The organism is Streptomyces sp. NPDC052101 (assembly GCF_040680235.1).
GTDB lineage: Bacteria > Actinomycetota > Actinomycetes > Streptomycetales > Streptomycetaceae > Streptomyces.
This window is the reverse complement of the sequence record NZ_JBFAWH010000004.1, coordinates 154,979-168,732: the sequence shown is the minus strand read 5'-3', so window position 1 is coordinate 168,732 and position 13,754 is coordinate 154,979. Positions and strand designations below refer to the sequence as shown.

Genomic DNA, 13,754 nt, shown 5'->3' with positions numbered 1-13,754 from the left:
GGCGCCCGCCGCCGGCCCGGCCCTCCTTCAGTCCGCTTTCCGGACTGAAGAGTTCAGGGGCGTCACAGTCCCTCGGACAGCCGGACGTACGTGACGGTCGTCTTGATGCCGCTGTCGACAAGTCGGCCCTGCGCGTCGAACGCGCCCGCGCCGTCCGTCATCCCGAAGTCGTTGTCGTTGATGAGGGCGAGCGTGTCGTGGTTCACGCGCGCGATGCCCTCGATCTTCTGCTGCACCCCGTCGACCTTGTTGAGGTCGACCACGAGCCGCTTGGCCAGGACGGGCACGCCGGCGGCTGCCGGATCGTCCAGCTGCTCCAGGGACGGCGAGGTCGCATCGTCGTCCCAGGGGCCGCCCAGAATGCTCGACTCGCGCCCCAGACGGACCAGTTGCAGCCGGGCCGCCTTGTCCGTCCGCTCCTCGACGAGCAGCCGGTCACCGCCAACGGCCGTCACGGAGGAGATCTTCAGCTCGGACGTGTCGTCCTCGCCGGGGTCGACCACGTTCACCGGGTCGAACCGGTAGGCGTACTCGTCGGTGACGGCCTTCTCGCGCGGCGAGAAGCGCAGCAGCCGCGTGGTGCGCGAGGCGTTCCCGGCGTCCGTGTCCGGCAGCGACAGCGGGCTCTGCAGGGCTAGCACCAGGTCCCCGTCGGGAAGCTGTGCCAGCCCCTCGAAGCCCCGGTTGATCTTGCAGTGCAGGAAGATCGACGGCAGTGCCTCCACCACCGGGTAGTCGGCACCCGTCAGGCCGAGCCCCTTGGGCACGTACCGGGTGAGCACCTGCCCGCGCGCGGAGACGTGCACGAGTGACGGGCCGTACTCGTCGACCAGCCAGAAGGTCCCGTCCGCGGCCCGAACGATGCCCTCGGTGTCCAGGCCGTTCGGGTTGTACGACAGCGGCGTCTTCGCGTCGTAGGTGTACGGCGCCTCGTCGCGGCCCTTCTGGTCGGGCAGCCCGGTGACGGCCTTTCCGGACGAGGTGGTCAACGGGATCGCGTCGAGGACGTCGACCGTGTCCCCGGAGACCCGGATCTTCACGATCACGGGGTCGAAGCCCGGCACCGGGAACGTACGGCGCTTCGTGCCGTCCACCTTGATCTGCCCGTTGGGGCCGCGGTCGGACACCGTCCAGAACTCGCCCTTGCGACCCGCCGGATAGATGTCACTGCCGATACCGCCGAGCTTCACCTCGTGGTCGTCGTCGACGCTGCCGGGCAGCAGAGCGTTGCTGAACGCGCCGAGCGGGATGTCGCCGAGCGTCGCCGTGCGGATCACACGGGCGCCCTGGGACGGTGCCGCCGCGGCCGTGCCCGCGGCTACGAGGGCGGCGGCCAGGGCCAGCGGCAGGCCCGTCGCGACGCAACGGCGGACGCGGCGCCGGCCGGCGGAGTGCGGGGACATCGGTGCCTCCTGGGGGACAATTTCGTTGACAGCGGCCACATTTGGGTTCTAGGAGGAACACCGCACGACCGCGGGATGAACGGCCGGCGTCGGCCGTTCATCGGATCGCGGAGATGTCATGATGGCGGCACGTCAGAACTCCTCTGCGGCCTCCGAATCGGCGCAGGGCCGTGCCGCGGCCAGCGCTGTCGCCGGATCATGGCCGGGCCCGCCCGCGGGGACCCAGCGGCCGGCCTCGTCGCGATACGGCCACCACCGGCCGTCCCGGCCGAGGCGCAGCTGGACACCTTCGCCGGGGACGGTCCACCGGTTGCCGCTGTTGTGGAACGGCGGCCGCTCGTCCGCCTCCCAGGCCGCTTCGAGTGCGGCACGCGCGCGTGCGAGCACCAAACCCTCCACCGGCCACTCCTCGTCGAGCACGGCCAGCGCCGCCGTCCCTCCGGCACACCAGGCGCGCACAGCCGTCGCCAACCCGGTGCGGCCGCGGCCCGACTCCTCGGCGAGCCGCCCGGTGACGGCGTCGGAGGGCGCTCCACACGCGAGTCGCACGGAGTCCTGGGCGGCCGTGAGAGCAGCGCCGTGCCAGGGATCCGGCCATACAGCCTCCCGACCGGGGCGGAGCATCTCCGGCTTCGATCCGAGGGCCTCCGGACCCGGGCGGAGGATCTCCACAAGGAGCCGGTACGCCTCTGCGGCGGTGCGGCCCGCCAGGTGCTCCAGTGCCCAGGGATCGATGCCGGGCGCCGGTGCCGTCCCGGCGAAGGACGGCGGCGTGCCCTGCGCCTGGGGGAGTCCGGGCAGCTCCGGCAGCGGAGGCAGGATGTCCCCGGCCGCCCACACCTCTGCCGCGTCCACGCCCACGGCCTCGGATGCGGAGGGCGCCGTGCGGGACGTCGTACTGCGCAGATGCAGTTCCGCCAGGAACGCGTCCTTCGTGCGCCCGCGCAGCAGCAGAAGCAGAAACGGATCTTCATCCAGCAGTCGCGCCACCTGGTGGCACAGCGCGGCGGTGTGCCCGCAGTGGTCCCATGCTCCGCAGTCGCACTCGGGCTCCAGATCTCCGGGGCCCGGCAGAAGCGCGATACCGCCGACCGCGGCGTCCTCGATCAGATGCGGCGGCAGCTCCCCGTCGAGCAGCGCGGCCAGGTGCCCGGCCTGCTCCACGGTCACGTCCAGCAACCGTCCCCACTCCTCCGCGGACAGCTCCGGCACGAGGACGTCGGCCCGGTGGGCCGCGCCGCCGGGGCCGCGTACGACGGCGGTGACCCGGCCCGGCCGCACCGTCACCGCTCCCACACCTCCCGCGCGGGCGAGCCGGCGGCCCGCCCTGACCGCGGCACCGTCCAGCGCGGCGTCCTCCAGGGCCTGCAGCCATGCGCGACCCCACCAGCTCTGCGCGAACGCGCGCCCGCGCGCGGGTGGTGACGCGGCGAACGTGCGCTCCGCCGCACGGCCCTGCTCGTCGTCGTAATGGCTCATCGTGCCTCCCCGCGCAGTTCCACCAGCGCGGCCAGTTCCGCGTCCGTCAGTTCCGTCAGCGCTGCCTCGCTCGTCCCGAGCACCGCTTCCGCCAACTCCCGTTTGCGGCCGAGCAGGTCCGCGATACGGTCCTCCAGGGTGCCCTCGGCGATCAGCCGGTGCACCTGCACCGGGCGGGTCTGCCCGATGCGGTACGCACGATCGGTGGCCTGGGCCTCGACCGCCGGATTCCACCAGCGGTCGTAGTGCACGACATGCTCGGCCCGGGTGAGGTTCAGGCCCGTCCCTGCGGCCTTCAAGGACAGCAGGAACACCGGTGCCTCGCCGTCCTGGAAGCGCTGTACCAGGTCCTCGCGCACGGTGACCGGGGTCCCGCCGTGCAGCAGCAGCGAAGGCACCCCGCGTGCTGCCAGATGCCGTTCCAGCAGGCGGGCCATGCGCACGTACTGGGTGAACACGAGCACGCCTGAACCCTCGGCGAGGATCGTGCCGAGGAGTTCGTCGAGCAGCTCCAGCTTGCCCGAGCGTCCGATGAGCCGCGGCTCGTCCTCCTTGAGGAACTGAGCCGGGTGATTGCAGATCTGCTTCAGCCCGGTCAGCAACTGCACGATCAGGCCCCGGCGGGCCATGGCATCGGCTGCCGCGACCCGGCCCAGCGTCTCGCGGACCAGCGCCTCGTACAGTCCCGCCTGTTCGGACGTCAGGGACACCGGGCGATCGCTCTCGGTCTTCGGTGGCAGCTCGGGAGCGATACCGGGGTCCGACTTGCGCCGTCGCAGCAGGAACGGCCGGACGAGCCGTGCGAGCCGCTGTGCCGCGGCGGGGTCGAGGCCGCCCTCGACCGGCTGCGCGTAGCGCGCGCGGAAGGTGCCGAGCCGGCCCAGCAGGCCCGGAGTCGTCCAGTCGAGGATGGCCCACAGTTCGGTGAGGTTGTTCTCGACCGGGGTGCCGGTGAGCGCCACGCGCGCGCGTGCGCCGATGGAACGCAGCGCCCGCGCGGTCGCCGAGTAGGGGTTCTTCACATGCTGCGCCTCATCGGCGACGACCATGCCCCAGGGCTGTGCGGCGAGCCGCTCGGAGTCCAGGCGCATCGTGCCGTACGTCGTCAGGACGAACTCCCGCTCCCCGACGGACTCCAGAGCGCGCCCGGGTCCGTGGAACCTGCGCACCGGCACACCGGGAGCGAACCGCTCGATCTCGCGCTGCCAGTTGCCGAGCAGGGAGGCAGGGCAGACGACGAGTGTGGGACCGGCGGCCGAGGCGTCCGTCTGCCGGTGCAGATGCAGTGCGATCAGCGTGACCGTCTTGCCGAGGCCCATGTCGTCGGCCAGACAGCCGCCGAGGCCGAGGGAGGTCATGCGGGCCAGCCAGTCGAGGCCCTGGAGTTGATACTCGCGCAGGGTGGCGGCCAGCCCGGGTGGCTGCCCGACGGTGCGTGCCGTCCCGGTGTCCGTGAGCCGATCCCGGAGCCGGTCCAGCCACCCCGACGAACGTACGTCCACCTGGTGACCGTCGACCTCCGCCGAGCCCGTCAGGGCGGCGGCCAGCGCCTCGACGGGGGCGAGTGCGCGATCTTCACGGGTCCGGGCGCGATCGGCCTGCCGCGGGTCGACCAGCACCCATCCGTCGCGCAGCCGCACGAGGGGACGCTTGGCCTCCGCGACCCGGTCCAGCTCCGTCCGCGACAACTCCCGCCCGCCCAGCGCGAACCACCAGCTGAGGGCGACCGTGGCGTCCGAAGCAGGCAGTGACGAGGGTGCCGCGGCAGTCGTCGGGGCGACCGTACCGTCGTCCGGCGGGCCGACGGTCGCGTGTGTCGTGAGGCCGTGCGACAGATCCTTCGGCCAGTGCACGTCCACCCCCGCCGTGGCCAGAGCCCGAGTGCCCTCGCCCAGCAGGTCGGCGATCTCGTCGTCGGCCAGATCCACCGAGTCGGGTACGGCGGCGGAGAGCAGCGGTGTCAAGGGTGGCCAGGCGCGCGCGGAGCCGCGCAGCGCCAGCAACGCGTCGGCACGCGCGCGTGGACCGACCGTTTCGGGTGCGGCTCCGGTACCGGACCACAGGGCGGCGGCGTCGAGTACGTCCGGCCCCCCGCTCACGCCGTGGACCTGCAGCACCGCACGGAACCGGACGGGAGCGTCATCCTGCTGCGCGGCGTCGTCGAGCCCGCAGACCTCCACACGGAGCGACAGTCGCACACCGGCGTCCTGGCCGGCGGCGATGGCGTCGGCCCACGTCCGCAGGGCGGGCAACCGCTGCGGCTCGGGCGCCGCGTACGCGGGACCACCGGTCACCGACGGGGCCGCGGGGGAGCGCGGGAGTGCGTCGGCGACCGCGTCCAGGAAAGCGCGCAGCAGCCGCTCCGGGTCCGGCAGCCGAGGCGGCCCTTCGGTCATTAGGGGTATCGCGTGGGCCTCCGGGGGCATGGCGGCGGCGAGTTCGCGGACCAGCTCCGTGTCCCGAGCGGACAGCGGGTCCACCCGCCAGGCGTCGTGATGGTCGGGGGAGAGCCCCGGCAGCAGCAGGCCACGCGCCAGGAAGTGCAGGGCCAGTTGGCAGGCGGCGGCCCAGAAGGCGGCCGACCGGTGCCCCTGCCGCAGCGCACGCGCGCGGGTGAGCAACGGCAGAGCGCGGTGCACGGGCAGCAGCAGCGCGGGCGTACGGACCGGCTCGACGCCGCCGTCCGCGGCGGGCATCACGATGTCCAATTCCGCCGGTGATCCGTCGGCGACGGCGGGAGGGACCTCGCCGTCCGGGCGCCAGAACGCGATCTGGCCCGTACGCGGAGGGTCGGACGGCAGGAACACCATGCGGCAGAGGGAAAGTTCGGAGGGCTCGTAGGGCTCGGAGGGTGGCGCCGTCGTCAGGGTCTGCACAGCTCTGCCCGCACTCCTCAAATTTGACTACTTGGGTCGGAGTCGCCGAGGCTACAGCACCTCGTGAGCAACCCCGGCATACTGACCTCGTGATCCGGGCCACTTCACAATCTGTTCGACGGGGCGAGGGGAGAGCGCGACGGTCGCGCGGCTCCCGGAACCATGGGGACCGAAGGGGCGTTCTCAGAGCAGAGAGCGGCAGTGGCCGTGGAGGAGGCGAGTTCATGTCCATGAACGCGAAGATCGCCGTCGGGGGTGTGGCGGTCGGGCTGATCCTGTTGATCTGGCTGCCCTGGTGGGTGGCGTTCCTGGTGGTGGTCGGAGTTCCGGTCGCCGCGTATCTGGCGCTGGACCCCTCGCAGCGGCGCAGGTTGCGCAGGGCCACCCGCAAGGAACTCGGCCGCTGAGGGGAGGCCGGACGGCCCCCGAGGGGGCGCCGGACGCCCCACAAGGGGGCTGCGGAGGCTGCTGAGGGGCGGACCGGTCTCGGGGGCTGGTCCGGCCCTCTGGAGGCGCGCTTGGCCTGGGTGCGGGCTTGGCCTCGGGGCGGCAGGGCCTCCATGGCCGCACCGGTGACATGCAGCCTCAGATGGGGCGTACGGCCATCTTGTCGAGTGCCTCCAGCAGGCCCGGCAGCGCGGGGCCCCGGCCGACCGGCAGGACCTCGCCCGGCTCCTCGTCGAGCAGGACGAAGGCGATGTCGTCGGTGCGGGCCACGATCGACCAGCCGGGTCCGTCGGCGCGCAGCGTACGGGCGTCCCCCGGCGCGAACGCCGAGCGCACCCGGCCGAGCGGCGGCGGCGAGTCGACGTAGGCGCGCGCCTCGGCGAGCACTCGCCTGACTCCGCGGTGGCCGCTCTGCGGCGCGCCCTGCTCGCCCTCCGGCGACGACTGCTCGGCCTTATCCGGCCCCTCGGGCTTCTCCTCCCCGTCCGGAGTGGAGAATGCCTCGTCGTTGATCTGCTCCCGCCACGCCGCCCATTGCAGCGCTATCTCGTCGGCGCCCAGGCGGCGCTGGGCCGGCCCCCAGGAGCTGGTGTCCGGCGGGCTCAGCGCGGGCCGGTCCGCCACGTCGGGACCGGGATCGTGCGGCGCGGGGACGCCGGGAGCCGCGACGGCGACCGCCAGCGGCCAGCCCGGGAGGGCGGCCACGACCGCGCGCTCGTCCGGCGACAGCTCGTACTCCATGCCGCAGTCCCAGGACGCGATCGCCACGGCGACCAGCGAGACGTCGTCGATGACGACCGTCCAGCGTGCGCCGTCGCCGTCCTGGCCCAGCACCAGTCCATAGCCGTCGGCGAGGGGTGCGAGTCCCAGCGCCGCACACGCCTCCGGATAGTCGTCGCCCAGAACGCTCGGAAACTGCGCCGGCGTCAGCAGCACCGCCGTCAGCACATACAGCGCATCGTCCGCGGCGGCGACGGCCTCAGCGTCGGTTCCGGCCATCCCTGCCTCCCAGTGGTTCGTCCAACGGCGCGCACCCTAGTGCGAGCGGAAGCCGCTTGTCACGACTCCTCACACCACGCGGACCTGCAGGTTTCCGCCTGGACGGGGGCGAAACGACCACAGGTGGCGGGGTCTTTCCTCACTCCGTGGGCAGCCCGAGGAGATCGCGGGCCACCGTCGCGGGCGACTCGTCGCGCTCCCGGGCCAACGCGACGACGGCACGGCAGGCCAGTTCGCTCACCCCGAACGACAGCGCCTCGGGCGACACCCAGGACGTCGCCTCCTCGATCTGGTCCTGATCGTCCTCCGCGCGCGCCACGACATAGGTGGCCGCCGCTTCGAACAAATTGTGTGCACGCCTTTCCCGGGTCTGCGTCGGCTGCGTGTGCGTGGAGTCGCGGAGTCTGGCGGTGTACTTGCGTATCTGGCCGAACATACGGATCACCTTCCGTCGGGCGGTTCATCGTCGATCGCTTGTCTTCCGTCATTCAACGTAGAGTTGGGCGTTCCGCGGCAGAAGAGGCGCGGCGCGCGCGGACTCGCCTGCGTCGCGCCGGGCACGTCAGTGGCCGACTCCGTCGAGTCCCGCGAGCGTATCGCGCAGCCAGGCCAGTTCGGCCCGGCTCGTGGCACGCGCGATGATGAGGACACCACGCCGGAACGGGTCGTCCAGCTCCTCGGCGCGCAGCGGCCGGTCGCCGTCGTAGAAGAAGCTCGCCGGTTCCTCCAGGAAGGCCAGCCGGCGTCGCAGTACGGCCGCCTGGGCGGCGGGGTCGTCCAGGTGCCGTAGGAACGCGAGCAGCGTGAACCAGCTGTTCTCATCGGTGATTTCGCGCTGCGCGGGCAGAGCCAGCCGGCGCTTCAGCTCGGCGCCGCCCTCGTCGGTCAGCCTCAGCATGTGGCGCGGCGCCGCCACCGCGCCCGGCTCGGTGTTCCGGACCAGCAGGCCCGCCTTCTCCAGCCGTTTGATCGCCGGGTACAGCGTGCTTTCGGCGACAGGGTGCACATGCCCGGTGAGGGCCGCGATGTGCCGGCGCAGGACGTACCCGTGCAGCGGGGAGTCGTAGAGGAAACCGAGGATGGCGAGTTCGAGCACGAGGGCATTCTCGCTCAGGGCGCTGCACCTCGGCACCTTCGTATATCCATCGCGTCATACATCGGTACCGATGTATGGTCCTGCAGTCGTCGTAGGACGCGAGGGAGGGGCAGCCGTGAAGCAGGCCGTGTTCGACAGCGAGGGAAGCCGGATCCGCTGGACCGAGGTGCCGGGGGCGGAGCCCGCGCGGGTGTATCTGCACGGACTCGGCTCGATGTCCGCGGTGTACCACGCGCACATCGCGTCCCAGCCCGAACTGGCGGGCTGGCGCAGCCTGTTCGTGGACCTGCCGGGGCACGGCATCAGCGACCGGCCCGGCGCGTTCGGATACACACTGGAGGAGCACGCCGACGCGGTGGCGGCCGCGCTGGACGAATCCGGCGTGCGCGGCGCCGAGTTGATCGCGCACAGCATGGGCGGCGCCGTGGCCATCGTGCTCGCCCACCGGCGACCCGACCTCGCCTCCCGGCTGGTCCTCACGGAGGCCAACCTCGATGCCTTCCCGCCGCTCACGGCCGCCAGCAGCGGAATCGCCGCATACGAAGAGGACGATTTCGTCGACGAGCAGCACGCGCGCGTGCTGGAAGCCGTCGGCCCGCTCTGGGCGGCCACCATGCGCCTGGCCGACCCCCGCGCCCTGCACCGCAGCGCCGTCGGGCTGCGTCGGGGCTCGGATCCGGTGATGCGTACGATCCTCGAAGAGTTGCCCGTCGAGCGGGTCTATCTGCAGGGCCGACTCAGTGGTGAGCTGAAGGGCCAGGAAGCCCTGGAAGCCGCCGGGGTACGCGTGGTGACAGTGCCCGGCGCCGGGCACAACGTCATGTTCGACAACCCCGACGCCTTCGCGGCGGCCGTGGCCGGAACGGACTGACCCGTCCGGCCCGACGCCGCACGACGCCTCAGTCCGCGCACACGGCAAGCGTGAGAAAACGGCTGTCCTCGTCGACGTACGACGTCATGCTCCATCCCGAACGCGCCAGCAACGGAGCGAGATTGGCCTCGGCGCGCAGATCGCCGGGTGTGATCTGCCGTCCCTGACGTGCCGCCAGGGCCGCGCGCCCGATGGGGTGGAACAGCGCGAGCGTGCCGCCGACGCGCACCACGCGGGCCAGCTCCCGCAAGTTCTTCTCCGGATGCGGCAGATGGGCGATCAGGCCGGCCGCGAACACGGCGTCCAGGGACCCGGACATGAGCGGCAGCGCGGCGACGTCCGCGAGCAGCAGCCGGCCGTCCCGGTCCCGGCCCGCCCGCGCGGCGGCCTCGAGCATCGCCGGGGTCAGGTCGGCGCCCACCACGACCCCGGACGGGCCCACGGCGGCCCGCAGCGGCGGCAGGGCGCGCCCGGTGCCGCAGCCCGCGTCCAGGACGCGGTCGCCCGGCCGCAGTTCGAGATCGGCGACGGCTGCCGCGTAGGAGGGACCGTCGTCCGGGAACCGGCTGTCCCAGTCAGCGGCACGGGCGGTGAAGAAATCCTGCACATGTGTGTGGTCATCGTTCATGCTCGGCATGATTCCTCACCGTCACGGGGGATGCGTAGGCGCACACGTTCGAGCCGGACCCGATCGTTCCGTCGCATCTGTGTGTCATATTCCAACAGCTTTCGAAATGGGCCCCCTCCGTGCGCCCATACCCCCCTAGCGTCCCTTGGCCATGGGACACCTGGACCACGCCGCCTTCGGCTGGCTGACCCCCGTACTGTCGTATCTGATGGCCTGTATAGGCGCCGCGCTCGGACTGCGCTGCACCGTCCGCGCGCTCGCCACCACGGGCCGCTCGCGCCGCAACTGGCTCGTCACCGCGGCCTCCGCGATCGGGACGGGCATCTGGACCATGCACTTCGTGGCCATGCTCGGCTTCCGCGTCAGCGGCACCGACATCCGCTACGACGTGCCGCTGACCATCCTCAGCCTTCTCGTCGCCATGGTCGTCGTCTGCGCCGGTGTCTTCGTCGTCGGCTACAGCCGGGACCGCAACCGTGCGCTCCTCCTCGGCGGCCTCACCACCGGACTGGGCGTCGCCAGCATGCACTACCTGGGCATGGCGGCGGTCCGGCTGCACGGCGACATCAGCTACGACCCCGTCCTCGTCGGAGTGTCGGTGCTGATCGCGGTCGTCGCGGCGACCGCGGCCCTCTGGGCGGGCCTCAACATCAAGTCGCCCCGCGCGGTCACCGTCGCCTCCCTCGTCATGGGAGCGGCCGTCAGCAGCATGCACTACACCGGGATGTTCGCGGTGAGCGTGCGTGTGGACCCTTCTGGCGACACCCTGCCCGGGGCTACGGCGATGCAGTTCATCTTCCCCCTCGCCGTCGGCCTCGGGTCCTATCTGTTCATCACCTCGGCCTTCGTCGCCCTCTCACCCACCGCCGACGAGCGCGAGGCCTCCGCCTCCGCCCAGCGGCCCGTCGAGAGCATCGCCCGCTAGCGGGAGCCCGGCCCGAGTGCCCCGACCCACGTCCCGAGCGAGGAGGCCATGCGCCCACCCCGTACCACCCCGAAAGCCGGCACCCCGCCGCGCGGCCGTCGTGCCCACGCCGGACCGCCCGCCGAGGAGGGCACCGACCGCCCGCTCGGCATGCCACCGGCCGCGCCACGCGCGCGTGGAAGACGCAGGCCCCTGCGCCCTCGCACCGTACGCGCCAAGGTGGTCAGCCTGTTGATGGTGCCGGTCGTCTCACTGCTCGCCCTGTGGGCGTACGCCACCGTCACCACCGCCCAGGACGTCGCGCGGCTGCGGCAGTCCCAGCGGATCGACGCCGAACTGCGCTCCCCGGTGGCCGCGGCCGTCGCCGCCCTGCAGGACGAGCGCACCGCAGCCGTGCGCTACGCCACCGCGCCGGGCGCGGGCGACGGCAGTGACGTCCAGGACCTGGCCGCCCGCACCGACCGGGCCGTGGCCAGGCTGCGGCTCGGCGGCGACAACACCGTCGCCGACACCGAGGAACTCCCCGCCGGGGTCTCCGGGCGCCTCGACGCCTTCGTCACCGGCGCCGAGCACCTGCGCGCGCTGCGTACGGCCGTACTCGACCACAAGGCCGGCTGGGACACGGTGTACGCGCAGTACACGAAGACCATCGGCGCGGCCTTCGCCGTGGACGGCGCCCTCACCGGCATCCAGCAGGCCGACGTCGGCTCCGACGCGCGCGTGCTGCTCGAATTCAGCCGGGCCGCCGAGGCACTGGCCCAGGAGGACACCGTCCTCGGCGGCGCGCCGACCGCCGGGCAGCTGCAGGGCGAGCGGCTACGGCTGTTCGGCGCCGCCGTCGCCGCCCGCCGTACCCTCACCGAGGCTGCCGTCGCCGATCTGCCCAACGCCCAGCGCTCCGCCTGGCGGCACCTGGCCGACAGCGACTCCTACACCGCCCTCGGCGCCTCCGAGGACAAGATCCTCGCCGCCGGGCCGGGCGCCAGGCCGGCCGGCACGGCACCACAGGCAGCTTGGAGTACCGCCCACGCGCGCGTGCAGGACGGCATGCGGGACATCGCGACGGACACCGGCCGCGCCGTCGCCGGCCGCGCCGACCCGGTCACGCGCGGCCTGCTCAGCCCCGCGGGCGCCGCTGTGCTCCTCGGCCTCGCCGCCGTCGCCGCCTCGCTCGTCATCTCCGTGCGCATCGGACGCGCTCTCGTCGTCGAGCTCGTGAGCCTGCGCAACGACGCCTTGGAGATCGCGCGCCGCAAACTCCCCGAAGCAATGCGCAGACTGCGGGCGGGCGAGGAGATCGACATCCAGGCGGAGGCGCCCGCCGGACCACCCGCCGAGGACGAGACCGGTCAGGTCTCGGAAGCCCTCGCCACAGTCCACCGCGCCGCCCTGCACGCCGCCGTGGAACGCGCCGAACTCGCCAGCGGCATCTCCGGCGTCTTCGTCAACCTGGCCCGTCGCAGCCAGGTACTGGTCCACCGTCAGCTCAGCCTGCTGGACAGCATGGAACGCCGCTCGGACGACCCCGATGAACTGAGCGACCTGTTCCGCCTGGACCACCTCACGACGCGCATGCGGCGGCACGCCGAGAGCCTGATCATCCTCTCCGGCGCCGCACCCGGCCGGGCCTGGAGCGTGCCGGTGTCCCTGACGAACGTCGTGCGGGCCGCTGTATCCGAAGTCGAGGACTACGCGCGCGTGGAGGTACGCCAGCTTCCCGAGGCCCATGTCATCGGCGCCGCCGTCGCCGACCTCACCCATCTGCTCGCCGAACTCGTCGAGAACGCCGCCCAGTTCTCACCGCCCCACACACGCGTGCGCGTCACCGGCGAACCCGTCGGCAACGGCTACGCCCTGGAGATCGAGGACCGGGGACTCGGCATGGGCGACGAGACCCTCGCGGAGGCCAATCGCCGCATCGAACAGTCCGAGGCCCTCGATCTGTTCGACAGCGACCGGCTCGGACTCTTCGTGGTCAGCCGGCTCGCCGCCCGGCACGACGTCAAGGTGCATCTGCGGACCTCCCCCTACGGAGGCACCACCGCCGTCGTCCTGCTGCCCACCGCCCTGCTCCACGGCGGTGCGGCGGAGCGCACCTCCCACCAAGGCGAGCAGGCGCGCCACGAGCAGCAACGCGCGTACGCGCGCGTGCCCGACACGAGTGCGCGCCAGGAGGCCGTCTCCGCCCGGTCGGACCGGCCCGCCCTCGCGGCCACCGCTCCTGCCCCGCACAGTGCCGCCGAGGACTCGGGCCGGCACGCGACCGTCGACGAAACCCCGCCCCCCGGAGTCACGGCCTTGAGGCTGCACCGAACGCCCCAGGACTCCGAGGCCTCGGACGACCTCCCACGCCGGGTGCGCCAGGCGAGCCTCGCTCCCCAGCTCCGGCAGCAGCGCCCCGAAACGCCCGCACCGGAGACCGCACGGCACGTCGACGAACGACGCACCCCCGAACTGGTACGGGACCGCATGGCGGCCTACCGCGACGGCTGGGCCCGCGGCGGCGGCAGACAACCCGGCCGCGGCGCCGCCCCGCAACCCGAAACGGGCAGTGACAGCATCGAAGGAGACCCGGCATGATCCAGGACCCGAACCCGAGGGACGGCCAGCGCTCCGGCGAACTGGACTGGTTGCTCGACGACCTGGTGATGCGCGTGAGCGAAGTGCGGCACGCCGTCGTGCTCTCCAACGACGGACTGGCCGTCGGCGCCTCCTCCGGCCTCGCCCGGGAGGACGCCGAACACCTCGCCGCCGTCGCTTCCGGCTTCAACAGCCTCGCCAAGGGCGCGGGACGGCACTTCGGTGCGGGCGGCGTGCGGCAGACCATGGTCGAGATGGACGACGCGTTCCTTTTCGTGGCCGCTGCCGGCGACGGCTCCTGTCTCGCCGTGCTCACCGCCGTCACCGCCGACATCGGACTGGTCGCCTACGAGATGGCGCGCCTGGTCAAGCGGGTCGGTGAGCACCTGTACGCCGCACCGCGTGTCGCCGCTCAGCCACCAGTGGCCGGATGACCCCGAAAAGGCGGTA

Annotated in this window: 12 protein-coding genes; 5 read left to right on the top strand and 7 right to left on the bottom strand. The window is 72.5% G+C overall.

The window, feature by feature from the left end; all coding sequences use genetic code 11:
* Window positions 1–62: 62 nt before the first annotated feature.
* From AB0L75_RS10910 to AB0L75_RS10900, 3 genes are all read right to left on the bottom strand, one after another.
* Window positions 63–1,403: an esterase-like activity of phytase family protein gene (locus tag AB0L75_RS10910; protein ID WP_365178474.1), complete on the bottom strand. Its 1,341-nt coding sequence runs from the start codon at window positions 1,401–1,403 to the stop codon at window positions 63–65.
* Between the two features lie 132 nt (window positions 1,404–1,535).
* A complete protein-coding gene (locus AB0L75_RS10905) occupies window positions 1,536–2,882 on the bottom strand; it encodes an SWF or SNF family helicase (RefSeq protein ID WP_365178471.1) in 1,347 nt (448 codons plus the stop codon).
* A complete protein-coding gene (locus AB0L75_RS10900; protein WP_365178469.1) occupies window positions 2,879–5,692 on the bottom strand; it encodes a DEAD/DEAH box helicase in 2,814 nt (937 codons plus the stop codon). The genes AB0L75_RS10905 and AB0L75_RS10900 overlap by 4 nt, the downstream gene beginning before the upstream one ends.
* A 290-nt stretch (window positions 5,693–5,982) precedes the next feature.
* Between AB0L75_RS10900 and AB0L75_RS10895 the strand changes: the two genes are divergently transcribed.
* Complete coding sequence (locus tag AB0L75_RS10895; protein ID WP_365178466.1) at window positions 5,983–6,165, top strand: hypothetical protein; 183 nt, start codon at window positions 5,983–5,985, stop codon at window positions 6,163–6,165.
* 178 nt (window positions 6,166–6,343) lie between these two features.
* Here AB0L75_RS10895 and AB0L75_RS10890 read toward each other — a convergent pair whose 3' ends face one another.
* From AB0L75_RS10890 to AB0L75_RS10880, 3 genes are all read right to left on the bottom strand, one after another.
* Window positions 6,344–7,204: a hypothetical protein gene (locus AB0L75_RS10890; protein WP_365178463.1), complete on the bottom strand. Its 861-nt coding sequence runs from the start codon at window positions 7,202–7,204 to the stop codon at window positions 6,344–6,346.
* A gap of 139 nt (window positions 7,205–7,343) precedes the next feature.
* The gene (locus AB0L75_RS10885; RefSeq protein WP_365178461.1) at window positions 7,344–7,640 is read right to left on the bottom strand and encodes a hypothetical protein; all 297 of its coding nucleotides are present in this window, start codon (window positions 7,638–7,640) and stop codon (window positions 7,344–7,346) included.
* A 126-nt stretch (window positions 7,641–7,766) separates the two neighbouring features.
* Window positions 7,767–8,300: a PadR family transcriptional regulator gene (locus AB0L75_RS10880; protein ID WP_365178458.1), complete on the bottom strand. Its 534-nt coding sequence runs from the start codon at window positions 8,298–8,300 to the stop codon at window positions 7,767–7,769.
* Between the two features lie 115 nt (window positions 8,301–8,415).
* On the opposite strand from AB0L75_RS10880, the gene AB0L75_RS10875 reads away from it, so the two are divergent.
* Window positions 8,416–9,171 (top strand): alpha/beta hydrolase, encoded by a 756-nt coding sequence (locus AB0L75_RS10875; RefSeq protein ID WP_365178455.1) that lies wholly within the window; start codon window positions 8,416–8,418, stop codon window positions 9,169–9,171.
* Between the two features lie 28 nt (window positions 9,172–9,199).
* On the opposite strand, the gene AB0L75_RS10870 is transcribed toward AB0L75_RS10875, so the two are convergent.
* Entirely contained in the window at window positions 9,200–9,799 is a 600-nt protein-coding gene (locus AB0L75_RS10870; protein ID WP_365178452.1) for a methyltransferase domain-containing protein, read from the bottom strand.
* A 151-nt stretch (window positions 9,800–9,950) separates the two neighbouring features.
* On the opposite strand from AB0L75_RS10870, the gene AB0L75_RS10865 reads away from it, so the two are divergent.
* Genes AB0L75_RS10865 through AB0L75_RS10855 form a run of 3 tightly spaced genes read left to right on the top strand, consistent with a single transcriptional unit; the run spans window position 9,951 to window position 13,738 of the window.
* The gene (locus tag AB0L75_RS10865; protein ID WP_365178449.1) at window positions 9,951–10,724 is read left to right on the top strand and encodes an MHYT domain-containing protein; all 774 of its coding nucleotides are present in this window, start codon (window positions 9,951–9,953) and stop codon (window positions 10,722–10,724) included.
* 48 nt (window positions 10,725–10,772) lie between these two features.
* Entirely contained in the window at window positions 10,773–13,304 is a 2,532-nt protein-coding gene (locus tag AB0L75_RS10860; protein ID WP_365178447.1) for a nitrate- and nitrite sensing domain-containing protein, read from the top strand.
* On the top strand, window positions 13,301–13,738 hold the full coding sequence (locus tag AB0L75_RS10855; RefSeq protein WP_365178444.1) for a roadblock/LC7 domain-containing protein: 438 nt from the start codon (window positions 13,301–13,303) through the stop codon (window positions 13,736–13,738). Before AB0L75_RS10860 ends, AB0L75_RS10855 begins: the two co-directional genes overlap by 4 nt.
* Window positions 13,739–13,754 lie beyond the last annotated feature (16 nt).